25 protein-coding genes and 1 tRNA gene are annotated in these 25,021 nt (G+C 40.8%); 4 read left to right on the top strand and 22 right to left on the bottom strand.

The window, feature by feature from the left end; translation table 11 throughout:
- Positions 1-6: 6 nt before the first annotated feature.
- The 22 genes from ACKGJO_RS03050 to ACKGJO_RS02945 all read right to left on the bottom strand — a co-directional run bounded on the left by ACKGJO_RS03050 (position 7) and on the right by ACKGJO_RS02945 (position 18,828).
- A complete protein-coding gene (locus tag ACKGJO_RS03050) occupies positions 7-591 on the bottom strand; it encodes an MlaC/ttg2D family ABC transporter substrate-binding protein (RefSeq protein ID WP_411321923.1) in 585 nt (194 codons plus the stop codon).
- A gap of 16 nt (positions 592-607) precedes the next feature.
- Positions 608-1,993: a TolC family protein gene (locus ACKGJO_RS03045; RefSeq protein ID WP_411321922.1), complete on the bottom strand. Its 1,386-nt coding sequence runs from the start codon at positions 1,991-1,993 to the stop codon at positions 608-610.
- Positions 1,994-2,092: 99 nt separating this feature from the next.
- Positions 2,093-2,179: transfer RNA gene (locus ACKGJO_RS03040), tRNA-Ser, on the bottom strand.
- Positions 2,179-3,075 (bottom strand): ATP synthase F1 subunit gamma, encoded by an 897-nt coding sequence (gene atpG, locus ACKGJO_RS03035; RefSeq protein ID WP_411321921.1) that lies wholly within the window; start codon positions 3,073-3,075, stop codon positions 2,179-2,181. The genes ACKGJO_RS03040 and atpG overlap by 1 nt, the downstream gene beginning before the upstream one ends.
- 18 nt (positions 3,076-3,093) lie before the next feature.
- Positions 3,094-4,701, bottom strand: coding sequence for a F0F1 ATP synthase subunit alpha (gene atpA / locus ACKGJO_RS03030; RefSeq protein ID WP_411321920.1), 1,608 nt, complete (start codon positions 4,699-4,701; stop codon positions 3,094-3,096).
- Positions 4,702-4,733: 32 nt separating this feature from the next.
- Positions 4,734-5,282, bottom strand: coding sequence for an ATP synthase F1 subunit delta (gene atpH / locus ACKGJO_RS03025; protein WP_411321919.1), 549 nt, complete (start codon positions 5,280-5,282; stop codon positions 4,734-4,736).
- An 8-nt stretch (positions 5,283-5,290) separates the two neighbouring features.
- Positions 5,291-5,806, bottom strand: a complete 516-nt coding sequence (gene atpF, locus ACKGJO_RS03020) for a F0F1 ATP synthase subunit B (protein WP_411321918.1) — start codon at positions 5,804-5,806, stop codon at positions 5,291-5,293.
- A 19-nt stretch (positions 5,807-5,825) separates the two neighbouring features.
- A complete protein-coding gene (locus ACKGJO_RS03015; protein WP_411321917.1) occupies positions 5,826-6,047 on the bottom strand; it encodes a F0F1 ATP synthase subunit C in 222 nt (73 codons plus the stop codon).
- Positions 6,048-6,087: 40 nt separating this feature from the next.
- Positions 6,088-7,125: a F0F1 ATP synthase subunit A gene (atpB, locus tag ACKGJO_RS03010; RefSeq protein ID WP_411321916.1), complete on the bottom strand. Its 1,038-nt coding sequence runs from the start codon at positions 7,123-7,125 to the stop codon at positions 6,088-6,090.
- A 54-nt stretch (positions 7,126-7,179) separates the two neighbouring features.
- A complete protein-coding gene (locus tag ACKGJO_RS03005) occupies positions 7,180-7,548 on the bottom strand; it encodes a hypothetical protein (protein ID WP_411321915.1) in 369 nt (122 codons plus the stop codon).
- Positions 7,535-7,759: an AtpZ/AtpI family protein gene (locus ACKGJO_RS03000; protein ID WP_411321914.1), complete on the bottom strand. Its 225-nt coding sequence runs from the start codon at positions 7,757-7,759 to the stop codon at positions 7,535-7,537. Before ACKGJO_RS03000 ends, ACKGJO_RS03005 begins: the two co-directional genes overlap by 14 nt.
- A 16-nt stretch (positions 7,760-7,775) precedes the next feature.
- Positions 7,776-8,198 carry a bactofilin family protein gene (locus tag ACKGJO_RS02995; RefSeq protein WP_411321913.1) on the bottom strand — a complete coding sequence of 141 codons (423 nt, stop codon included), beginning with the start codon at positions 8,196-8,198 and terminating at the stop codon, positions 7,776-7,778.
- 8 nt (positions 8,199-8,206) lie between these two features.
- Positions 8,207-9,064, bottom strand: coding sequence for a M23 family metallopeptidase (locus ACKGJO_RS02990; protein WP_411321912.1), 858 nt, complete (start codon positions 9,062-9,064; stop codon positions 8,207-8,209).
- A gap of 138 nt (positions 9,065-9,202) precedes the next feature.
- On the bottom strand, positions 9,203-9,340 hold the full coding sequence (locus tag ACKGJO_RS02985) for a hypothetical protein (RefSeq protein WP_411321911.1): 138 nt from the start codon (positions 9,338-9,340) through the stop codon (positions 9,203-9,205).
- Between the two features lie 69 nt (positions 9,341-9,409).
- Positions 9,410-9,901: a hypothetical protein gene (locus ACKGJO_RS02980; RefSeq protein WP_411321910.1), complete on the bottom strand. Its 492-nt coding sequence runs from the start codon at positions 9,899-9,901 to the stop codon at positions 9,410-9,412.
- 5 nt (positions 9,902-9,906) lie between these two features.
- A complete protein-coding gene (gene guaB / locus ACKGJO_RS02975) occupies positions 9,907-11,394 on the bottom strand; it encodes an IMP dehydrogenase (RefSeq protein WP_411321909.1) in 1,488 nt (495 codons plus the stop codon).
- A gap of 126 nt (positions 11,395-11,520) precedes the next feature.
- The gene (locus tag ACKGJO_RS02970) at positions 11,521-11,862 is read right to left on the bottom strand and encodes a hypothetical protein (protein WP_411321908.1); all 342 of its coding nucleotides are present in this window, start codon (positions 11,860-11,862) and stop codon (positions 11,521-11,523) included.
- An 87-nt stretch (positions 11,863-11,949) separates the two neighbouring features.
- Positions 11,950-14,544, bottom strand: coding sequence for a PAS domain S-box protein (locus ACKGJO_RS02965; protein WP_411321907.1), 2,595 nt, complete (start codon positions 14,542-14,544; stop codon positions 11,950-11,952).
- A 90-nt stretch (positions 14,545-14,634) separates the two neighbouring features.
- A complete protein-coding gene (folD, locus tag ACKGJO_RS02960; RefSeq protein ID WP_411321906.1) occupies positions 14,635-15,525 on the bottom strand; it encodes a bifunctional methylenetetrahydrofolate dehydrogenase/methenyltetrahydrofolate cyclohydrolase FolD in 891 nt (296 codons plus the stop codon).
- Positions 15,526-15,529: 4 nt separating this feature from the next.
- A complete protein-coding gene (locus ACKGJO_RS02955; RefSeq protein ID WP_411321905.1) occupies positions 15,530-16,903 on the bottom strand; it encodes a sigma-54-dependent transcriptional regulator in 1,374 nt (457 codons plus the stop codon).
- A gap of 14 nt (positions 16,904-16,917) precedes the next feature.
- The gene (gene dacB, locus ACKGJO_RS02950) at positions 16,918-18,354 is read right to left on the bottom strand and encodes a D-alanyl-D-alanine carboxypeptidase/D-alanyl-D-alanine endopeptidase (protein WP_411321904.1); all 1,437 of its coding nucleotides are present in this window, start codon (positions 18,352-18,354) and stop codon (positions 16,918-16,920) included.
- Positions 18,355-18,828: a PTS sugar transporter subunit IIA gene (locus ACKGJO_RS02945; RefSeq protein WP_411321903.1), complete on the bottom strand. Its 474-nt coding sequence runs from the start codon at positions 18,826-18,828 to the stop codon at positions 18,355-18,357.
- A gap of 183 nt (positions 18,829-19,011) precedes the next feature.
- Here ACKGJO_RS02945 and ACKGJO_RS02940 point away from each other — a divergent pair, with 183 nt between their 5' ends.
- The 4 genes from ACKGJO_RS02940 (at position 19,012) to dapF (ending at position 24,956) form a co-directional block, all read left to right on the top strand.
- Positions 19,012-22,164, top strand: a complete 3,153-nt coding sequence (locus ACKGJO_RS02940) for a S41 family peptidase (protein WP_411321902.1) — start codon at positions 19,012-19,014, stop codon at positions 22,162-22,164.
- 112 nt (positions 22,165-22,276) lie between these two features.
- Positions 22,277-22,942 (top strand): heme exporter protein CcmB, encoded by a 666-nt coding sequence (locus ACKGJO_RS02935; RefSeq protein ID WP_411321901.1) that lies wholly within the window; start codon positions 22,277-22,279, stop codon positions 22,940-22,942.
- Between the two features lie 5 nt (positions 22,943-22,947).
- On the top strand, positions 22,948-24,129 hold the full coding sequence (locus ACKGJO_RS02930; protein ID WP_411321900.1) for a DNA polymerase III subunit: 1,182 nt from the start codon (positions 22,948-22,950) through the stop codon (positions 24,127-24,129).
- A gap of 2 nt (positions 24,130-24,131) precedes the next feature.
- A complete protein-coding gene (gene dapF, locus ACKGJO_RS02925) occupies positions 24,132-24,956 on the top strand; it encodes a diaminopimelate epimerase (protein ID WP_411321899.1) in 825 nt (274 codons plus the stop codon).
- The last annotated feature ends 65 nt before the right edge of the window (positions 24,957-25,021 follow it).

The following is a 25,021-nucleotide window of genomic DNA, read 5'->3' as shown; positions in this document are numbered from 1 at the left end:
AGTAAACTATGCACGATCTGCTCTTTTACGCAAACTGTTCATCAGGGAATCAAAACCTTTTTGGTTTATTATTCTCTGAAATTGGCGGTTATAGGATCCGGCAGTGGAAACATCATCAATTTCCATATCAGTTATAACCCACTCACCTTCCTTCTTTTCCATCTCGTAATTAACAGGAGTCCTAACATCTTCAAGCTCTGCAAGTGTCTCGACTCTGGCCTCATCACCACTGGCCGAAATATCGTTATAGGTGACTTTAGCTCTATAAATATCAAGTTTATTTAAAGATTGATCCCTTACAATGGTAGCAAAGAGATCGACAAATTCATTTCTTTGCTCTTCTGTAATGGTATCATAGGTTTCACCCAAAGCTTCTTTTGCCATGGCTTCAAAGTCGATGATACCGTTAATGATCTCCTTTAGTTCAGCCCGCTGCGCATCAGTATACTCTGTACCTTTCGGTCCCATAAGTTCTTTGATCTGATCATCTCTGCTTTCAAGTAGATCTTTGATCTGTTGATCAGCATTTTGAGCGTATAAACTGTTAGATCCAACCAGGGTAATAAGTAATAAAATTAAGGTTTTCATCATTTTCATAATAGTAAATTCAGTTTGTTATCAGCGTTGTTAACGGAATACCTGCTGATTTATTTAGCTTAGCAAGAGATGAGTTGTATTCAAATACTCTTTGCTTCAATTGAAGCTTTAATTCAAGCTCTTTCTTCATTGCATCAATAAGATCTTTTGTATCACCCATACCAAAATCATAATCAAGTTGTTCCTGACGCAACCATTTTTTTGAGGTTACCAATGCCTCATCGGTCTGTTTCACTTTAACATCTGCCAATGCTGCTTGCCGGTAATAATTGTTTACTTCCAGTAAAATACCATCTTTGGCAGCATCTTCTGCATAATTGATCTTTCTTAACTCGATCTGATTCCTTTCAATATTAGCTTTTATTGATAGAAAGTTAAGATTCTGCCGAACAGTAAATCCAAATCCTCCACTAAATAAATTGGTGTTATTTTGAATGAAAGGATTAGACTGACGGGGTCGATTTGGGGTATTCGCAAAATTAAGATAACCACCTAAAAATAATCCGGGAAGGTTTTGTCTTTTAAGTGACGAAACATACGTACGAGTTGCTTCTTGTCCTAGATCGAGTGCTTTTAATTCCGGACGGTTACTGAAGGCAGATTGCTGATAAAAGTCAACCGGTTCAATTTCAGCTGAGACGGGATCTAAAAAACGAATCTCAGGTTCATAGATCGTATTTTCATTATTCCTGAGGATATAGTTCCAGGTCTCTTGAACAAACCTCATGTTCTCAGCCACCTCTGCCTTCTGGATCTCAAATTCAGATTTAAAGATCTCAAACTTAAAGATCTCAGAATCATCAAGGCTTGTATCTCCATCTTCCTGCATATCCTCTATCTGCCCTTCTATCTGATTGACTTTATCCTGAGCTTCATCCAACAGACGTTCTATCTCCATAGCTAAGACGCGGCTGTAGTATAGTTCAAACAGTCGGATTTCAAGGTCTTCTTTTTTTGCTTCAAAACTGTATTGAGCGGCTTCTGCCCCAAGTCTTGCAGCGTCTATAGCTTTATTGATCGCTCCCCAGGTAAAAACCGGTTGTGCGGCTGTCAACTGAAACCGTGTAAAGACAGCCCAGTCATCCCAGTCATTGCGAAGGTTGGGATCCAAATAATATTCATCTTCAGGTAACCCTGATACATCACTCTTTACCCCGGGTACAAGTCCGTGTTGACTGTTAAATTCAACACTAGGAAGGATGCGCTGGGCCTTTGCTTGATCCAATCTGTTCTCTGCCAGTTCAACATCCTGCTTTTCATAGTCGACCTGCCCTGAATTATTAAGGGCTTTAGACAAGAAGGTTTGAAAGTCTATTCTTAGGGTGTCCTGTGCCTGAACGGTTACAGTGGATAATCCGAGAACTAAAATTAAAAAAAAACTTATTCGTGCTGTCATACTTAGTTAGTGATTTATGCCTTCAACGAATGCACGATGATAATATTTATAAATAACGGTTCAAAACAAAAATAGCCCCGTAAAGGGGCTATTTTAAAGCGGAGAGCGAGGGATTCGAACCCCCGGAGACCGTGAGGCCTCAATGGTTTTCAAGACCACCGCATTCGACCACTCTGCCAGCTCTCCTAATAATCACTTAACGCTTGAGCACCGGATACAATTTCCGAGATCTCAGTGGTTATAGCACTTTGTCTGGCCTGATTGTATTCTAGTCTCAGATCACGTTCTAAATCCTTGGCATTTTCAGTTGCACTGTCCATAGCGGTCATTCGTGCACCTTGCTCTGAAGCATTAGACTCAAGTACTGCTCGCCATAACTGCATGTTTAGATGCAGAGGTAACAGTTTATCTAAGATAGCCTGTGAATTCGGCTCGTAAAGGTAATCAATCGAAGATTCAGATGCATCTTCGGATTTAGATTTTCCAATTGTTTTCGGATCAATAGGTAATACCTTTTGAGTTCTTTTTGTCTGAGCTATAACAGACTTGAATTCATTGAACGAGATATAAACTTCATCATATGTACCATCAACAAACTGTTCCATGGCATTGGCCATGATATCAGATGTTTTGTCATAATCAATATCATCAAAAAAGCCAGGATAGCCTTCTACAACATTATATTTTCTTTTTTTGAAATAAGCTGTGGCCTTCTTTCCTATAGTTACTAACGATAGAGATCCTTCCTTAGACTGTGACGCAAAATTATTTTCTATTTTGCTTTCAACATCCTTAAAAAGGTTATTGTTAAAACCACCACATAAACCTCTGTCAGAACCAATAATAATGAAAAGAACGTTATTCACTTCTTCAGGCGTACGCATGACAGGATTGGTAGCTTTACTGTTATTAGCAAGTCTGCCGGCTACCTCTTCTATTTTGGAGGCATAAGGACGAGTATTATTCATCTTATCCTGAGCCTTTCTCAACTTAGCAGCCGCCACCATTTTCATAGCTTTGGTGATCTGCATCGTATTATTGATCGAAGAGATCCTGTTTCGTATATCTCGAAGATTAGCCATTGATTAATCCGCTGTAAATTAGTTAGCTGTTACCTGTTCAATTACAGATTTAGCAGTTTTTATCAACTCATCACCAAAACTGTCATCAAGAACGCCAGTTTTAGAAAGTGACTTCATTTCATCGTCAAACTTAATGCCAACAGTTTCGAGGTATTGTTCTTCGAACTCACCGATCTCATTTACAGCAAGCTTATCCAAAAGGCCTTCTGCGTTTATTTTAAGTAACGCTATCTGTTGCTCTACAGGTAGTGGTTGATACTCACCCTGTTTCAATAGCTCAACCGTTCTTTCACCCTTTCTAAGCTGTGCTTGTGTAGAAGCATCAAGATCAGAACCGAACTTGGCAAATGCCTCGAGTTCACGATATTGTGCCAGATCAAGTTTCAAAGTACCTGATAGTTTTTTCATGGACTTAACCTGAGCAGAACCACCAACACGAGATACCGAAGTACCTACATCAATGGCAGGACGTATACCCTGGTTGAACAGGTCCGTATCCAAAAAGATCTGTCCATCTGTAATAGAAATTACGTTAGTTGGGATATAAGCTGAAACATCACCCGCCTGGGTCTCAATAACAGGTAGAGCTGTCAATGAACCGCCTCCTTTTACACTAGGCTTAAGTTCTTCAGGAATATTGTTCATGCTCTTAGCTACTTCATCATCACGAATGATCTTAGCAGCACGCTCAAGAAGACGACTATGTAAATAGAACACATCACCAGGGTAAGCTTCACGTCCCGGAGGTCGCTTCAGCAAAAGTGATAGTTCACGGTAAGCAACAGCCTGTTTAGAAAGGTCATCATAAATAACCAGAGCATGTCTACCTGTATCACGAAAATATTCACCAATTGCAGCTCCGGCAAAAGGTGCAATATAACGGAGTGGTGCAGATGTACTGGCAGGTGCGGCTACAATAGTAGTATAATTTATAGCACCGTTATCTTCCAGAACTTTACGGATCCTCGCTATAGTTGAACCTTTTTGTCCAACAGCTACATAGATACAATGTACCGGTTTATCTGTATCTTGAGTTGCTTTTTGGTTGATTATGGTATCAATGGCAACAGCTGTTTTACCTGTCTGACGGTCACCGATTATCAACTCACGCTGACCTCTACCAATTGGGATCAATGAGTCAATGGACTTTAAACCTGTTTGCAATGGTTCGGTAACAGGTTCACGGTAAATTACACCGGGAGCTTTACGCTCAAGAGGTAATTTGATAGTCTCGCCACTGATACTGCCCTTACCATCAATTGGAACACCCAATGGGTTTATCACACGGCCTAAAAGACCCTCACCAACCTGTATGGAGGCAATATCATTTGTTCGTTTAACAGTGTGACCTTCCTCTACGGCATTTGCAGAACCGAATAGAACGATACCTACATTATCTTCCTCGAGGTTTAGTACCATTCCGGTTACTGAGTTGCCGTTATCATCTTTAGATTCAGGTAGCTCAACCAATTCACCGGCTTGTACTTTGGACAAACCGTAAACACGTGCAATACCATCACCCACTTCTAGTACGGTTCCTACATCGTAGGTATCTGCCTCGTTGTCGAAGCCTGAGAGTTGTTTTCTTAAAATGGCTGAAACTTCGTCTGGTCTGACTTGACTCATCTTATATATCTAGTTAAAAATGTTTTGAAATTTTATTCCATCGCTGAGCTTAGGAATACATCCTCAAGCTGCTCTAATTTATGCTTAACGGTACCGTCAATAACTGTGTCTGCGATCTTGATGGCCATTCCACCTCTAAGATCTTCATCCACATATTCCACGATCTGTATCTTTTTACCTGTTACTTCAGCTAACCTGGATTTAACTTTATCCAATTGTTCATCGGTTAGTTTATTAGCTACAGATACTTTTGCTTCAATGATACCAACATGATCGTTATAGACCTCAATAAAAGAATTGGCGATCTCATCGATCATACTTTGACGATTTTTCCGGGCGATCAGTGTGATAAACTTATGAACAAGTTCACCTACCTCATCTCCGAAAATTTCCTCAAGTATTGCAACCTTTTTTTCAGGCTTGATGACAGGACTCTTTAATGCAATAAGAAGATCCCTCGATCCGTCTATGGTCTCTTTTATAAATAAGACATCCTCAAGAGTTTGCTCGAGAACATTTTGTTCTTCTGCAAGCTCTAAAAGTGCTTTTGCATACCTTCCTGAAGCCTTAGATACCAGCATGAATTAAATTAGTTTTTAGATAGATCAGTTAAAAAATTATCTACCAGCTTGTTATTCTTTTCATTATCAAGCTCGGAATCGATTATGATAGAAGCAGATTGCACCGCAAGTTTTGCGACCTCACTTCTCAACTCCTTAAGAGCTTGCTTTTTCTCTTGTTCAATCGTGCTTTTTGCCTGCTCAATCAATTGATCAGCATCTTCTTTAGCCTTATTGATACGATCTGTACGTATCAGTTCAGCTTCTTCGATGGCTTCTTTGCGGATCTGCTGTGCCTTAACCTCAGCTTCACGAAGAGCTTTTTCATTATCTTTAGAGATCTTTTCTGCTTTGGCAATAGCTTTCTCAGCAGATTCTAAAGAGCTCTTGATATTTTGCTCACGTTCCTGAAGTGCAGACATAATCGGTGGAACAGCAAACTTCATCATTACAAGCATGAATATCACTAAGGATACTAAGATCCAAAATGCCAAGCCTGAATTAAATGAGAGTAAGCCACCCCCACCTGCTAAAAGGAAAATCATGATAGTTCCCTATCTAAGATTATTGTCCAATTCCAAGAGCAAGCAGAATACATACAACGGCTCCAAGAAGTGCTACACCTTCAATAAAAGCGGCAGTCAAAATCATCGCACCGCGAATATCGCCGGCAGCTTCCGGCTGACGTGCAATACTTTCTGTCGCACTTTTACCGATCATTCCGATTCCGATTCCGGCTGCAAGTGCTACAATTCCGGCTCCAATACCAGCTGCTAAAAATCCCATAGTTCTGTTTGTTTAGTTTTTATTAGTGTTAGTTTTGTTATTAAGCTGAAACTTCTTCAGCAATATGTTCTGAGTGATATCCTTCTTCATCATGCTCATGACTTTCTGCAGCCATTCCAATAAATACTGCGGAAAGCAGAGCAAAAATGTACGCCTGCAAAAGTGCTACAAAAGCTTTCAATGCATATAGAACCACAGTTAATAGGACTGAAAAAACACTCACTCCTATTCCGGCGGTTGCTCCAAGTAAATCCGTAAATATAAAGACAAGACCAAGTATGGCGATTATCATGATCTTACCTGAGAGCATATTTGCAAATAAACGTACAGCTAGTGCAAATGGCTTTGTAAATAAACCAAGTATTTCAACCGGTGTGAGTATCAAACGCACCCACGAAGGTACTCCAGGAAATACAAAAACGTGAGCCCAATAGTCTTTGGTGCCGCTAAATTGCGTAATCAAAAATGTAACCGTTGCAAGCGTTGCCGTTACTGTCAGGTCAGCAGTTGCTGTGGCAGCCCAAGGCAAAAGCCCAAATAGGTTCATGAAAGTGATTCCCATAAACATGGTAAACAGATAAGGAACGTACTTGTCAGCTTTTTGACTGTCTATATTGTCGCGGGCTATTTCATCTCTGACAAAGACAAATAACAATTCAAAAATGTTCTGAAATGCACCTTTAGGCTCTACGTCTCTTCCAATTCCTTTTTTATATTTTCGAGCAGCCATTAGCGTCAAAATCACCGCTAAGCCCATACCCAGCCAAAAGAAGATCAAGTGTGATGTTATTGACAGGTCAACAATAATACGCCCATTACCGGCAGGCACTAAAATATCTTCTTCATTCATCATAAAGGCCCCGGATTCTACTGCTGAAGCAGTAGATGTAAAAGTATCAAAGTTTGTATCACCGGCAGCATTTTCCCAATAAAATATTCGGGGCAGATAAATTTTACCAAAGGGTGTTTTTAAATAATCGTGATCTGCTATGGTCCCCATAACGTCAAGTACTTGACCATCATCCTGGTCAGCTGCATCAGCTGCAAATGTATTTGAAGTGCTTATAGATAAAAACAAAAGAGTTAAAAAAACTCGACGCAGGGTTTGAACCATTTTATCTGCTACTCTTTTTTATATAATTTTGTTTAAAAAAATCATTTCCGTTACAGATTGACAAAGATAGGAAATTAAAAAACTAACTGTAAAGTAGATTTCATCAATTTTTGTTATTCCAAGCAAAATTCCGAATAGTGTTAAGATCACTATTAAACGAACACCTACGGATATGAAATAAATCTTCGTAAAAACGGAATTTTCAGCGTATTGGTAGGTTTCAAAAACCCATGCACTACTAACAACAAAAACTCCACTAAGCAAGGTGCCCGACAACACAGCAACTCCCTCGCCACTGCCTATCAAAAAAAAAGTTATTGAGATAGCTATCAGCAGAGCGGAAATTATGAGTGAGTTTTTTAAAACTCCATCATCAAGATTGATCATCGTCAGAATCTAGTTTTATTGATATACGATATATCATTAATCCGAATCCGATCATTGCTCCCAAAACACCTACGAGTAATATAAAAGGTGAAGTCCCGAAATATTCATCCAGATAGTAACCGACCATAATCGGTATCAAAAGGGAAGCCGCTATTTCAGCTCCCAATCCCAGATATTCGGTGTATTTCTTTGGCAGTAGATTTTTTGGCAATGAATTGCGATTCTTTTTAACTGCTTGTTCCGGATTTTTCGGTTTCTTTGCTGCTGCTGTAAGATTTAGCATCGGAACCCATTCTGCATGAACCGTTGATCTGTGCCCCTTCTTCAACTATTAAGGTCTTCGTGTATATATTTCCATCAATGACCGCGCTGGCTCTGAGAGTCAGCTTATTGGAAACCTTGACCTCTCCATCTATTTTTCCGGCAATATCAGCATCAGCAGAATCTAGATTGCCATTTATGTTTCCATTTGCGGTAATTATGATCTTCCCTTTAGAGCGGGCTTCACCCTCAACGGTGCCGGCTACACGAATATCAGAATCTGAATTCAGATCCCCTTTCAGCTTGGTGCCTTCACTGATAATATTAACCGTTGGTGATTGTCTGGAGTTGTCTGACACGTTTTTTGATGATTTCTTAGAGTTAAGCATATTCTTTATTAATTTATTAAATATAATTCAGGGTTTTGAGGAACACCATTTTTCCATACTTCTATGTGAAGATGCGGACCGGTGCTTAAAACACCGGCATCACCGGTAGCACCCAAAATATCACCTTTCAGTACAAGGTCTCCTTCTCTTTTGTTTAACTTAGCTAAATGCTTGAAAGTGGTTACTACGCCATTACCGTGCTGAACAGAGATAACGTATCCATTGTTAATGGTCCAGTTACTCGTAAATACGGATCCGTCTGCAATATTGATCACAGGTTCGTCTATCCCTGTTGCAATGTCAATGCCATAATGTTCTTCATCCGGTAAATATCCCCTTGTTAACGAGCCTTTGACAGGATACCGCCCGGGAAAGTCAGGTATGGTTTTTGATACGTTGGAAAACAGAATCTCATTTTGTGAAAGCTTATCGATTGAACCAAACTCCTCCATGGAAATAAAGTCACCTTGGTTCGTGCGTTGTGTTTCTGTGAACAACTGGTCGAACCGTTGGTCCATGGCAAGAGTGGTGTCCACACTAAGGCGTATGATATTCTTCATCTCTTGAAGCTGGGTATCTCTTTTCTTGAGAGAATCTTCAAGTGCAATTGTTTTATTTGTGATCTGCATTATCTGAGCCCTGATCTCAGCTTCATCAGAGTTATATAACAGCTCGCCTAATGGTGTTATCATGAACGTAACTCCAATTACAACTACCATAATGGCAAAGATCGTTACAAATATCCCAAAGATACTATTTGGATATAATTTATACGAGTTATCCTCACCCGGTTGGGAATCATCCAGTAACATGACCGTTATTTCTTTACGGCGCTGTTCAAATAATTTTTTTAGCAGATCAATCATAGGCTTATAATTTAAACAATAGTCGAATAATTATTGAGATGATAATGTATTGAATACCACTGCCAATTCTTTCGTTAGTTTTCTTCGATCATATTGTTGTATGTATCTTTTGCCAGCACTTTTCAAATTCCTGCCTTTTCAACCAACAATCAAAGATAAAACGGTCTTTTTAACCGCTTCAATATCAATCGGTTTTGTAATATATCCTGCCTCATAATGTTTCAAGGCCTCTTTTTCAGATCCACTATGAACCAGACCCAAAATCGATTTTTCCAAACCCAGGCATTCAAAAAGCTTTCCACTTTTAAATTGTTTGTGAACCGGGTTAAAATTCGAGGTCATCCATTACGCATCAGATTTTTGAACGTTGGTAACTGCTATACTATGAGTTATACATCCGCAATCTGTTACAGAATTTCCCATATCAAGATCATTCACATAATCTTTAATACGCGGGTCAAAGCTCCCTGAAAAGGAAGTTAAAAATCTTCCCGGCTTATCCTTGACTCTTGAACCAGTTCTTTTAACGCTTTTCAGAAAAACATCAGGCTGGTTGGACTCATAAAACAAACCGCCATACAGCAGATTAAACTTTTTTGATTTATACTCCAAAGTTGGCTTAACTGTTCCATTGAAATCAACTGGATCAAAGCCATGAGTAATTACACTTGTATTAAGTGGGATATCGGGATGATCTCCCGTTATAGGACATATCACTACCGGGTTCCTCCTAAAATCACGAAGGTATTTAAAGAATTTGAGTGCCCGTTGGACCCCGCTCCCACCAAGAGGCGGGAAGTAGTAGACCATAAATAGCACATTTTTTATGCCGAGCAAGCCGTTTATGAAACCGAATAGTTAGGAGCTTCTTTAGTGATCTGAACTGAGTGAGGGTGACTTTCTCTGTAGGCTGCAGCGGAGATCTGTACAAATTCAGCTTTTTTCATCTCTTCGATATCAGCAGCACCTGCATATCCCATAGCTGCCCGCAAACCACCTGTCATTTGATGAACTACCTCGCTCAGATATCCTTTGAACGGTACGCGACCTTCAATGCCCTCAGGAACCAGTTTATTTATGTCATCCTCAACATCCTGGAAATAACGGTCTTTAGACCCTTTATTCATAGCACTTATACTGCCCATTCCTCGGTATGATTTATATTTTCTGGATTCATAAATAATGGTCTCGCCGGGACTTTCATCCACGCCGGCAAACATAGAACCCATCATAACGGCATCAGCTCCACCTGCAATGGCTTTTGGGATGTCGCCCGTTTGTTTGATACCTCCATCTGCAATAAGACCAATTCCATTCTTACCGGTAAATTCGGCTACTTCCATCACAGCACTAAGCTGTGGAACTCCAACACCGGTTACAACGCGGGTGGTACAAATAGAACCAGGACCCACTCCGACTTTAACCACATCTGCCCCCGCTTCAACAAGGGCTTCAGCTGCGGCTCTGGTGGCGATGTTTCCACCGATCACGTTCAGATCAGGATATACTGATTTAATTTTCTTAATGGTATCCAATACGCCCTGGGAATGACCATGTGCAGTATCTACCGTTATCACATCTACACTGGCGGCAACCAGTGCGTCAACCCGATCCATGGTGTCAGCAGTTACACCAACGGCCGCACCAACCCTCAGTCTACCCATATCATCTTTACAGGCATTCGGGAAATTCATTTTCTTTTCGATATCCTTGAAGGTGATCAATCCAACCAGCTTGTTGTTGTTATCAACGATCGGCAATTTTTCAACTTTGTGTTGCTGGAGGATCTCTTCGGCTTGTTTCAGGTTAGTTCCTTCTTTGGCCGTGATGAGGCCTTCTTGCGTCATGATCTCACCAAGCTTTTTATTCATCGCGGATTCAAAACGAAGATCTCTGTTGGTTACTATACCAATTAAAATTCCGGCATCATTAACGATAGGGATTCCGCCGATCTTTTGCTTTCTCATGAGAGCACGGGCTTCCTTTACTGTAGCCCCCTTCTTTAACGTAACAGGGTCCACGATCATCCCGCTTTCACTTCTTTTCACCAAGCGGGCATGCTCCGCCTGATCTTCAATACTCATATTCTTGTGAAGTATCGCAATCCCACCTTCCCTGGCCAGGGCAATGGCTAAACGATATTCTGAAACTGTGTCCATGGCCGCACTTATGATAGGAACGTTGAGTGTTAGATTTGGTGTGAGCCTGATTCTGGTATCCACATCCCGTGGAAGCACTTTGGAATAATTGGGCACAAGGAGTACATCATCATAGGTAAGTCCTTGGCGTGTAATGCGTTCAAATGGAGAGGCGTTGTCTGTTTTGTGCATTAAGAAAAAAATGTTTGGCTTGCAGTTTTTCAAAGATAAGTATATCTCTTTGGAAGTTCTGCATCGATTCACTTTTTTTGCACCTTTTATCTGTCTCCGTCAGTAATCCAAATTTGAGTAAAGTCTCTAAAGCGATGTTACTTTTAACGCCTTGATCGCTGCCTCCAGACTGCAGATACCGTCCTGATAACAATTCACCCAGTAGTTAACGGTTTGTCGCCTGCGTTTTACAAAAGGATCACAAGATGAAAACCGCCCCTTCAGCTCCTCAACCATAAATTTAATATCATCATGGATCTCCACTTTTAAGGTATCAGGTAATTCCGACCATCCGATCAATTCGAAGGCTTCCTGCATTTCATTAAATTCTTCTCGGCTTTCGCGCTCGATGCGTTTAAGAATTGGAAGTGCAAATAAAGCAGTTTCAGTTTGGTTTTGCGGGTAAGTAGATAATGCGTTGTTCATCATGATCATTGAGTTTTGTTTTTTGATTTACTCAATGATACACATAAGGTGTGACAGCGTAGTGTCACCCCTGTTGGGATTTATTTTCCGTTAGCCAAGCTCCATATTTGAAGCCATTGCTCCCTTTAGATCTTGTTTTTCAAATTCGATCATATATTTGGTGCCATTTTCTGTACTAAGATCGACCTTTGCTCTAAGTTGTTTAACAAAGGTATCAATAAGAGTGTGACCTAAAGAAGAACTGTTTTTCCCCGCAGCCGAAAAGCCTATTCCATTATCTTTTACCAAAAGCTGAACGTTATTCCCTGACTCAGACAACTTTATCTCAATTTCACCTTCTTCTCGATCCTTGAATGCATGCTTGAAGGCATTATTGAGGATCTCATTCAATAAAAGCCCGACAGGAAGTGCCTGATTAATGTTTATGAGCACATCTTCCAGATCCATTTTAAGTTCAACTGTTGTGGTATTTTTACTCTTGTACATATTTAACAAGGTTTTAGCCTGACCTTCGATGTTTTCCTTCAACGAAATATTAGTAAAACTCTTGGATTGGTAAAGCTGCTCATGAATAAGTGCAATGGATTTTATTCTATTTACACTTTTATTGAGTTCCTCTGCAGCATATTCATTCTCAATTCCGAAGATCTGCAACTGAATTAGCCCTGATATGATCGCAAGATTATTTTTGACCCGGTGGTGAATTTCGGCTAGCAAAGCTCCTCTTTCTTCGTAAGAATCCATGAGTTCCTTTTCTGCTGCCTTACGATCTGTGATATCCCTCCACACCACATATCTCATACTTTCACCGTCAACATCGGTGAGGTTTGTCATTACTATTTCAACAGGAACGAGGGAGCCATCTTTTTTCATATGTTCCCATTCAAAGCGTAAACCTTTTTTATTGTAGCTTTTCAGTTCGTCAAGTGTTGTCGTGAACAACTGTTCAGAACTCCGGCCATTACTCTGAGTTTCAGGCGATATTTGAAGTATCGTTTTACCTATCAATTCATTCTTTTTTTCATAACCCATCAGATCAAGTAAAGCCTGGTTACAATCAACGATATATCCTCCTTTTTCTATTAAACTTGGATCAGAAGAATTCTCAAAAAGTTCTCTATACTTCCGTTCGGATAATTTTAGATTCTGTTCAGCTTCCATCCACTCTGAAACATCAATATGCGTACCTACCATACGTGTTGGATTGCCGTCCTCATCCTCTTCAAAGATGGCGCCTCTGTCCCACACCCATACCCAATGCCCTTCTTTATGCTGCATTCTAACTTTTACATCGTACATGGGGATATCCCCTTTGAAATATCTTTGAAGCTTTTCCTCCACCCTCTTTGTATCCTCAGGATGCGTAAGATTATTCCATGTCTCGATATATGTTGGTTCCAGTTCATTTAGTGAGTATCCAAGCATTTGAGCCCATCTTTCGTTAAAAATGGTTTTACCGGATTCAATGTCCCAATCCCAGGTCCCAGCTCTTGTGCCGATCAGTGCATAGTTTAATCGCTCCTTCAGATCTTCCAGTTCTTCTCTGTACCGTATTTCTGCAGTCATATTTCTGCCAACTCCCAAAAATCCTTCAGTTTCAGAGTTAGCTTTGTTCAGTTTGGTTAGCTTCGTCTCATAATAATTTTTTTTGCCATTATCGTTTTCAATATGCCACTTGTAGGTAAACTGCCCCAGCTCCTTAGCCGCCCGCAATCCCTCAACATGCGGTTTACCGGCTTCTTCACCAAAGACTTCGGCCGGTGTGTTTCCCAGCATCATAGTTCTTAATTCTTCATCCAGAGCCCATTTTCCATACAGATTAGTATATCTGCCTTCACTATCGAGTGTGAATACAATATCATCAAAGGATTGAACAAGGGTTTGAAATTCAGACTGACTTCTTTTTAAAGCGTGAAGAGTTTCGATTTCATCAGTTACATCCCGAACCGAGCCAATGACTCTTATAACATTACCCTTCTCATTTTTAATGGCTTGACTTTTGGACCTTACCCACTTTTCATTTCCATTGAGGTCCGTAAATTGTGCCGTTAAGTCATAAGGAATGCCATCTTCAACACACTTTTTGTATAGTTCTGTAATTCTATCACGATATGCTTCATTGTAACATTTAAGGCTCTCTTCAACAAGATCACCCTTAAATCGTTTTTCAAACCCATGTATCTCATAAAGCTGATCTGTCCAGAAATAACGATCATTTTTGGGATCATATTCCCATCCCCCCGTTTCCGATAACTGCTGTATATTATTTAGAAGGCGCTCTCGCCTTTCAGCCTTTTCAGTATTTGCTTTTTCTTCGGTGATATCCTGTTTTATAGCCATATAGCAGGCTATTTCACCGCTTTTATCGTAGATCGGAACTATACTTGCCTTTTCCCAATAAAAAGAACCATTTTTTTTGACATTTTTAAACTCACCTATCCATTTTTCCCCTGACGTAAGTGTTTCCCACATGTCTCGATAAAACTCCCGGGGTTGCTCACCCGAATTAAGTATACTGGGATTCTCGCCCCGGACTTCTTCATCTGTATAACCGGTAAGTTCAGTAAAATACTTGTTGACGTAAAGTATCTCAGCATCGGCATTAGTAATAACAATGGAGCCGGGAATTTGCTCCATAGCTGTACGGAAAATGGCAGAATCCAACAGGTTTTTTACCCTTTCCATAATGTCTATAGTTTATTTATTTGAAATAGCATAGCCAAACAGTATAAACTTTATATGAAAGACCTGTAGATTCAGAGTGTAAAAATTGGTCTATTCCGGATAAATAGATTTTTTAGCAGCCAGCAAGGTATTTTTCATTAGCATAGCCACGGTCATTGGACCGACCCCTCCCGGGACCGGAGTGATCCAGCTCGCTTTTTTACGAACCGATTCGTAGTCAACGTCACCAACTAACTTGTAGCCTTTTTTTGATGTCTCATCAGCCACCCGGTTAATTCCTACATCAATAACTACTGCTCCCTCTTTTATCATCTCACCTTTTATCAATTCAGGCTGACCGGCAGCAGCGATCAAAATATCTGCTGAAATTGTATGCTGGGTAAGGTCTTTAGTAAATTTATGACATATAGTGGTTGTTGCCTTTCCCGATGAATTCTCTCGAGACAGCATAATAGCCATAGGTGAACCGACAATGTTACTTGCGCCCACTACAACGGCGTGTTTCGATTTAACCTGAATACTGTAATGCTTGAATAGTTCCATTATACCGGCCGGTGTACAGCTTCTGAAACAGGGTTCATCAACCGTTAGCCTACCAACATTCATGGGATGAAAACCATCTACATCCTTCCTGTAATCTATTGTTTCGATCACATCGTGAGAAGAAAGGTGTGAGGGCAAAGGTAACTGAACCAGGATCCCATCAACAGACCCATCTTCATTATAGGATTGAATAATGGATTTAAGCTCTTTTGCTGAGATCGTATCCTGCAAGATACGGGTGTGAGTTTCAATACCTACATCCTCACAGGCTTTGGTCTTTGCACCTGTATAAACCTTAGAAGCAGGATCATCGCCAACCAAAATGACCTGAAGAAATGGAGCCCGATATCCTTTTTTCTTCCAATCATTTACATCTTCCCTGACCCGGTCTCTTACAAGTTTAGCTACTTTTTTACCATCAATGGTCTCTGCACTCATTCTTCTATCGTTCTATGTTGTATTTATTCATTTTATTATAAATGTGACTACGCTGAATGCCTATTTCCTCAGCGGTTTTAGTAATATTCCAGTCATTCTTTTCCAGCCGCTTGATCAAAAAGATCTTCTCTGCCCGTTCTTTAAATTCCTGAAAATCTAAAATATCATTTGCCAGTTCATCAAGTTTTTCGCCGGACATTGACTTTGAAGATAGAATACTGTTTACCGTATCCTCATCGATCTTATCATCGGGTGCAAGAATGCCCAGCCGTTCCACCGCATTTTGTAATTCTCGCACATTACCTGACCAATCGCGACTTTTGAGAGCTTCCAAACCATCATCAGTAAATGAGACCTTGGAAAAACTTATGTCTTGTTCTTTGAGGGAACTGAGAAAGGCTTCAGCGATCAATGGTATATCAGATCGCCGATCCCTAAGTGCAGGCACTTCTATTGGAATCACGTTGATACGATGAAACAGGTCTTCCCTGAAGTTTCCATCAGCAATTTCTTGCTCAAGGTCTTTATTAGTAGCTGCCAGGATACGGACATCAATGTGTGTAGCTTTATTCCCACCGATCCGCGTGATCTTACTTTCCTGAAGAGCACGTAAAACCTTTGCCTGGGCATCAAGGCCCAAATCACCTATTTCATCCAAAAACAACGTCCCACCGTCAGCTTGCTCGAACTTACCTATCCTTTGATCAGTTGCTCCGGTAAAGGCACCCTTCTCATGCCCAAATAATTCACTTTCAAGCAGATCAGTCGGTATAGCTGCGCAGTTCACTTCGATCATTGGACCGCCACTGCGTCGACTTTTCTCGTGGATCCATTTGGCCACCAACTCCTTCCCGGTTCCATTATCACCGGTGATCAGCACTCGTGATTTAGTCGGTGCTACCTTATCGATCAGGTTTTTGATCTTTTGAATTGATTTACTCTCCCCAATAATTGGCGTGATACGGGGGAGCTTCTTTTTGATCTGCTCATACTCTTTCTCCAGGTTTTTTTGGGAAAGGGCATTCCGCACAGCGATCAGCAACCTGTTAAGATCGGGTGGTTTTTCAAGAAAATCGTAGGCACCGGTCTTAGTTGCCTCAACCGCAATTTCTATGTTACCATGTCCTGAGATCATGATCACTGGAAACTTATGACCTTCTTCCCTGATCTGTTTCAGGGTTTCAATTCCATCCATGCCCTGCATTTTAATATCCAGCAGCATGAGATCCACTTTTTTATTGAGAATAAATTCAAGAGCCTCTTTTCCGCTTTCAGCAGTCGATACCTTGTAATTCTCAAACTCAAGAATATCCTTAAGAGTATTTCGGATCGCCTTCTCATCGTCCGTAACTAATATGTGTGCTTTATGATCAGGCATTGGGCTGAATTGGATCAATACTTATTATAAAGGTACATCAGAATTTTTTCATGAATTGAATCAATTGGCCTTACTTTTTCTGAGATGTAGTTGTTTGTCCCAATACTTACTATGACCTGCTTTCCTGAGCTCGTGTTCATATAACCGCTTAGTGTTCTAACACCAGTTACAAACCCTGATTTACCTTTAAAATTCTTATACAGCGGAGTTCCTTTCATTCTGTGAGCCAAGGTTCCATCAATTCCGGCAACTGACATACTTCTGTAGTACGCATCAAATTCAGGGTGTGACTGCATTTCTACCAATAATTTAGACAGGTTTACTGTGGTATTGAAGTTTCCTCCTGCCATTCCAGAGGCATCATTCATTTGAATGTGAAGGGTATCTAGTCCCATATCAAATAAGAATTCACGAATATGCGATATGCCGTCCTCAAAACTTCCACTTCCACCACTTTTTTGTGCTGAAAGGGTTTTCGTCATCATTTCAGTATAGAAGTTGTCACTTTCCTTATTAGTCCACTCAATCAGTTCTGAAAAAGGCTTGGATCTGTGTGAGGCTATTCGTTGAGTCTCTACAGTATCCATTGCCTCGTAAGAAACCTTTAGATCTCCGGATATATTGATAGCTTTTTCAGCTAAATAATTCTTAAATGAGTATAAAAAATATTTTGGCGGATCATAAATAGAAAGAGATTCATCTTCGTAATAACCTTGTGGCAACGTACTTCCCAATGTAATGGTATTCCCACCAAGCTCTCTCCTGTAATACTCATCATACTCAGTATTCGGATGTGTGATCACCTGCTTATTTATAAAGGTCACATAATCAGTATTGTCGGGAAACCATGCAATCCTAGGCGTGTCACCTATATTTCCTTCTGCAAAAACCTCAAGGTCAACGGCATTGTTATTGAATGAAAGCGGACTGATCTGAACCCCATAGTAAAATGAAAAGTCATACCAATCCCAGCCCTTAGGGTATACTTGTTTATCAAACAAGGAAACATCGGCTATCAAGTCTCCCGTGATCTGCTTTATACCTGCTTTGGCCAGTTGTTCATAGAATTGCCCAAATACGTGAAAACGATCCTTATTATAAAGATCCCCACTGATAGACGGGTCACCGCTGCCAACAATAATCAGGTCTCCGTCCCAGATTCCGTCGATAAGATTACCATTCCCATATATCACAGTCTCAAACTGAAAATCGGCTCCGAAATGATCTAACAATGCGGCTGTTGTAACCAACTTTTGATTTGAAGCGGGTATGATCACTTTTTCCGAATTGAATTGTTCGAGTATGTACCCTTTCTGGTCTCGTACCGTAACGGACCAAAAGGCTTCCTGATTCGGAGCCTTTTCAAGAACAGATCGTAAATTTTGTGCACATAGATATTCCGGGTTTGCGAAAAGCAGTATTAAAAATGCAATACGGAATATGTGCTTCATTTAACTGACAAAATATTTTTCTTCTTCAAGGCGAAATGCAGTCAGGATCTCTTCTGAATTTTTACAGGCAAGAACTTTTTCCCGAAATGAGCCACTATTCATTAAGCGAGATATCCGGCTTAAAAGTTTAATATGCTGACTATTCTTTGATTCCGGTCCCACCAGTAAAAAAACCAGCCTGACTGGTTCATTATCAATGGAGTCAAAATCCAGCGGTTCTTTGAGGAGAGCGAACGCAGCGTGGTTTTCACTGACAGCCTGAGTCTTGGCATGCGGAATTGCCAATCCCTTACCAACTCCGGTCGACATGATCTTTTCCCTTTCAAAAACTGCTTTGCGAATACTTTCAAGTTGCTCACTATCCTCAACTTCTTCCTTCAGAGTGTCAACTAAAGCATTTATCAGTTCCTTTTTTGAGCCCGCCTCATAGTTCGGGAGAACCGTAATTTCATCCAGCAACGAAAATAAATTCATGTAATTTCCTGACAAATAATTTTTTTTAAACTCAGCAACCGAATATAGGCACCGAAGCGATAATCAATCAAAGTTTAATTCTGCGAATTTGAAAAAGTAAGATAAAAAATTCAGCCGTAGGCTTTGTGATTTACTTGGTGTTTGGGTAATCTTTCCTAAATCGTAATTAACTGATCTGTTCTCATGAGAATTATATTTTCCATCATACTATCATTCTTTCTTTCAATAGGCTGTTTTTCTTCTGTTTTAGCCCAAAACGATGTCTTTTTTACAACAAATCCGACTATCTCTGCTGATGGAAGAACCATTGTTTTTTCTTATGAAAGTGACCTTTGGAAAGTGTCTTCTTCAGGTGGGCAAGCTGTTCGCCTGACCGGAATGGATGGTGAAGAGATCGTACCTAAAATTTCACCTGACGGCAAGTGGATCGCTTTTTCATCCAACCAATATGGTAACAACGATGTGTATTTGATGCCGATAAACGGTGGAGAGATCAAACAGCTTACTTTTCATCAGGCTAACGATCAGGTAGAGTCATGGAATTGGGATTCTGATGAGATCTTCATCAGGTCCGATCGCTATAACAGGACAAGCGTATACAGCTTGAGTATAAAAGGGGGAACTCCAAAACGATTGTTCAGTCACTATCATAACACGGTTCATAATCTGGTTAAACATCCTGATGAAAACACTTATTATTTTAGTGAATCGTGGGAGAGCTTCATATTTCCGCAGCGTAAGAAGTATCGTGGCCCCTATAATCCGGATATAAAATCTTACAACACAGATTCTCAGGTTTTCTATAAACTGACAGAGTGGAAAGGAAAGGATTTATGGCCAACTCTTGATCGTAACGGCACCTTGTATTTTGCTTCTGATGAAGCCAACGGAGAGTACAATCTTTATACACTGAACGGAAATCAGAAAATTCAATTGACCAATTTCAACACCTCTGTCTTTTATCCTCAAGTAAGTGCAGATGGCGAGACCATTGTTTTTGAACGAGATTATCAGATCTATACTTACCACGTATCCGCACAAGAAAGTAAAAAAGTGCCGATAAGGATCCTGAAGAACAACACGCTTGCTAAAGAACAAAGCTTCAATGTTGAAGATGAGGTCTCACACTTTGATGTATCACCGGATAGGAACAAACTGGCATTTACCTCTCGCGGTGAATTATTTGTATCGGATATTGAAGGCAAGTTTATCCGTAAGATTGAAACAGATCCGATGGGACGGGTTTTGGAAGTCAAGTGGTTTTCCGACAATAAAACGCTGATTTTCAATCGAACAGTAAGTGGGTATCAGAATTTGTTCACCATTAGTGCAGATGGTTCCGGGTCTGAAAAGCAGGTCACAAGCAGTACTGAAAATAACCGCGCACTTGAAATGAACTCTGACAGAAGTATGGCTCTGTACCTCAGCGGGCGCAATGAGTTAAGATTGTTAGATCTTAAAACCCTTGAAAGCGAAACAATTGTGAACGATGAATTTTGGGGATTTCAGAATCAGCAATCACGCTTCTCTCCTAACGATGAATACATTCTATACACTGCTCGCCGCGACTTCGAACACGATATATTCACTTACCACATTGATACGGGTGAGATCATGAACCTGACTGAAACCGGTGTTTCTGAATCGGATCCTTTTTGGTCACCTGATGGAAGGTATATTTATTTTTCATCTTCACGAACCCAGCCTTCCTATCCAAGAGGCGGAGGAGAAACAGACATTTACCAAATGGCCCTCGATGTTTATGATGAGCCATTTAAGTCGGATAAATTCGCCGAATTATTTGAGGAAGAAGAAGATACAGCTGACGAAGAAGCAGAAAAGGAAGAAGCAGAAAAGGAAGAAGTAAATATCAGTATCAATCCTCAAGGCCTGATGAAGCGCCTTACAGTAATTGGTGAAAGGTTCGGTTCCCAATACTCGCCTTTCGTGCTTCAGGATGGTGATAAGAATATGATCTTGTATGGCAGTAATCATGATGAAGGCAATTCAGCTCTTTACGTCACAACCATCCAGCCTTTTGAGCGACCTGAAACAAAGAAAATTGAGGGAATCGATTTTGCAGGAAATATCCAAAATGTGGACGGAAAACTGTATGGACTATCCCGTGGAACCGTTTATGAGATAGATCCTTCCGCAGCAAAAGCAACAAAGATAGAAACCTCACATGAATTCAAGCGAAATCTGAGAGATGAATTTGATCAAATGTTTGAAGAACTCTGGGCTAATTTAGAAGAAAACTTCTATAATGAAACCTTCCACAACGTTGACTGGCAGAGGATGCATGATCGGTACAAAGAGTTTCTGCCGTACGTTAATAACCGCAATGACCTCAGCCGATTAATGAATGATATGCTGGGTGAGCTCAACTCCTCTCACATGGGTTTCAGCACATCAGGTGATGAAGATGAGGAATTCTACTCAACCGTTTCGATATCAACCGGGTTGCTTTTCGATGAGAGTGCCCCCTACCGTGTAAGACATGTCATAAAACACGGCCCTGCAGATATTGCTGATAAGGATATTCGTCCCGGTGATATACTCACAGCAGTTGACGGAAAATCTATTGATCCTGATGCTAATCGTGAAATGTATTTCAACTCTCCTTCAATGCCTGAAGAGATCTCCCTGACCTTTAAACGTGGAAATGATACCATCACGGCCAAGATCCATCCGGAGAGTTACTTTTCAATCCGTAATGATCTGTATGATGAGTGGGTTGATCAAAAACAAAAAATGGTTGATGAAGAAAGTGATGAGCGAGTCGCCTACATTCACATGAAAAACATGGGAGGAGGGGAGCTTGAAAACTTCCTCATTGAGATGACTTCCGAAGCTTATCAGCGAGACGGACTCATACTCGATCTCAGATATAATACAGGAGGTAATGTTCACAATGATGTACTCCAATTCCTGACGCAGCGACCTTACTTGCAGTGGAAATACCGTAACGGTGATTTTGCTACTCAGCCAAACTTCACCCCTGCTGCAAAACCCATAATCCTCCTGATCAATGAGCAATCACTGAGTGACGCGGAGGTAACTGCAGCCGGTTTTAAAGAGCTTGATCTGGGAACAGTTGTCGGAACTGAAACATATCGCTGGATTATATTTACCTCCGGTAAAGGCTTGGTGGACGGTTCATTCTACAGACTGCCCGCTTGGGGTGTTTATTCTCTGGATGGACAGTATAACCTGGAAAGAACCGGAGTATTCCCTGATATCGAAGTAAACAACACGTTTAAAGACAGGTTACTCGGTCGTGACCCTCAATTAAGCAGAGCCATTCAACTGGCTTTGGATCAATTAGAAAATTAGTATTGACAGTGACCCGGTGAGCAACATTCAGTCCCTCACTTTCATTTTCAAATTATTGCAGTACAGGCTTATTAATCCTGTTAATAGCCCGCTAAAATCCTTAAACTAAGTTATGAGTTGGATTAGAAGCACGTACACCATCTTAATGAAAGACCTGCGTATTGAATTACGTACCAGGTTCGCTTTCAATATGGTATTAGCCTTTGTTGCAGCCGCCATGCTTTTGGTGTTGTTCACGCTCCGTGCTGATCAACTTGAACCCGGACCAAAATCAGGTCTCGTTTGGATCATCATACTTTTCGCAGCACTGTCTGCCCTCAGCCGAAGTTTCATTTCTGAAACCGATAAAAAAACTTTTGATCTACTAAGGATCTACGCCAATGGAACAAATGTATATAGCGGTAAACTGATCTATAATTATCTGTTTACCCTGCTCATAAATATCACAACCTTTGCCGGGTATATTTTTCTTATGAACCTCAGTATCCAATCATGGACTGCTTTTTTGATCATGCTTTTGGTGGGTACTGCCGGTCTATCTGGTGTCGCCACCATGACGGCTGCTGTGGTCTCACAGGCAGACAGGAAAGGTGCAATTTTTTCAGTGCTGAGTATTCCGCTTTTTATGCCTTTGGTTTTATTGTTGGCCGACATCAGTAAAACGGCATTTATAGATGGTGGCAATGCATCTTTGAATAATATTACTGCATTAGTAGGATTTGCCGGAGTGACCATAACATCCGGCGTGCTACTTTTTGATTTCATCTGGGAGGAATAGAATACATGGACATAAAGTTTGGTAACAGACGAATCATAGGCCAACAAAGAGCTAAGAATCAGGTTGAAAGAATACTGGCTTCTGATAGAATAAGTCATGCCTACCTTTTATCAGGACCAAGCGGTATTGGTAAAACAGCCTTTGCCCTGGCACTGGCTGAAGCCATAAATGGCATCGATAATCTGAGTGACCTCGGAGAATATACAAGTTCTAAAAAATCGTCCTGGTTTACGCATCCGGATATACACGTATTTATACCAAAACCGACAACGGTAAAAACTGAAGAATTAAGAGACCGGCTAGAATTACTTTCTGAAGATCCTTATGAGATCATCGGGTTTTCACAGCGGCCTTCTCTTAGCGACGAATCATCAAAAAATCGTCAGGCTTTTTATCCCATAGATTATTTCAGGGAAGATATTCGGCCAATCACAAAACTGAAGCCGAACGAAGGGAATCGTATTGTGGTCATCATGACCGGGGTTGAAACCATGCGAAAAGAAACGGCCAATGCTTTCCTGAAAATGCTTGAAGAACCCTCTGACCGACTCATGTTCATACTGACCACAGAGAGCTATGAAAGCCTTCTGCCAACTATCACCTCCCGCTGTCAACATATCCCATTAGGGACACTGAAAGACCGGGAAATAGAGCGGGGACTCATTGAGGTGGATGGATTAAGCCCAGATGATGCCGCCTACCTAGCAAGGGTTTCCGGCGGAAATTATGCCATGACGCGGTTCTTTGATGTGGAAAAACTCAAAGAAAACCGAGAGTCTGTTGTCCGATTCATGAGAATGGCCTTTAGCCAGGATGCCAGTGGGCTTTCCACTTTGGTTCAGGACTGGCAAAGCAACAACAATATTGAAGGGTTGATCGCGATCACTAATCTTATCGAAATGTATATTCGCGATCTTATGATCTACCGTGAAACCGAAGACAAAAAATTCATCACCAATATTGATCAGCTTGAGTCTATTCAAAAGTTTATTGGATCTCTCGGGGAAGCAAAACTGGAAGAAATGATCGATCATCTGGACTCATTCAGGTCAGCAATCAGGCAGAACGTAAATCCAAAGCTGATCTTTATTTCGGTTTCCCTGCGTTTTTCCATGCTGATGCGCGGCCTAGATCCGGTGATCTCAAACGAAAATAACTGGCAACATATACCTGCCTTTGTGGAGTAATTATGCATAAGATATCATTTCATAAAATGGAAGGTGCGGGAAACGATTTCGTAGTGATCGACAACCGCAATTACAGTCTTACACTTGAAGATATCATTCAGTTTACCCCAAAACTATGTGATCGAAAATTTGGAATCGGCGCTGATGGAATTTTGGTCCTCCAGCCTCCTCTGAGAGATGATGTTGACTACACCATGATCTACAGGAATGCAGATGGAAGCGATGCAGGTATGTGTGGTAACGGAGCACGATGCCTCTCCATGTTTGCTTTTTATTTTGGATTCGGATCATCACAAACCTTCAACGTTCATGATAATGTATATGAGTCCGAGATCCATTCTGATGACTCCGTAAGCATACATTTCCCGGTTCATGTACAAATAGAAGAAGTAAAAGTCGATGAACTTTCTTTCATTAAAGCTGATGCCGGAACCGAACACCTTATTCATTTCGTGGAAAAAGAGCATCTGGATAACGATGAAGATCTTATTGAAACCGGCAGAAAGACCCGATATCATGAGTCCATAGATCCTCCCGGAACAAACGTGAATTTTGTTCACTGCGATGACAGCAAGCAGATCTCATTACAAACCTACGAACGTGGCGTTGAGAACTTGACCCTCGCCTGTGGCACCGGCGCATTGGCTTCAGCTATTGCAGCCCATCACAGGCAAGGCAAAAGTGAAAAACACAGCGAGTTTGATATTCATGTTAGAGGCGGGCGATTAAAAGCATCTTTTGATTTTGATCCGAATGCAGCCACCTACCATCAGCTGATTCTTTCAGGCCCGGCTAACTTTGTTTTCAAGGGAAGCATCACTGTATAATCAAAACATCATTTTGGAACAAAGTCAGAATAATATGGAAAATCAGCCCTGTTTAAGGCTAAACG

The sequence above is a fragment of the Gracilimonas qinghaiensis genome, from assembly GCF_046602855.1.
GTDB lineage: Bacteria > Bacteroidota > Rhodothermia > Balneolales > Balneolaceae > Gracilimonas.
Note: the sequence above shows the minus strand (reverse complement) of the source record. Positions and strands in the feature narration are given on the sequence as shown.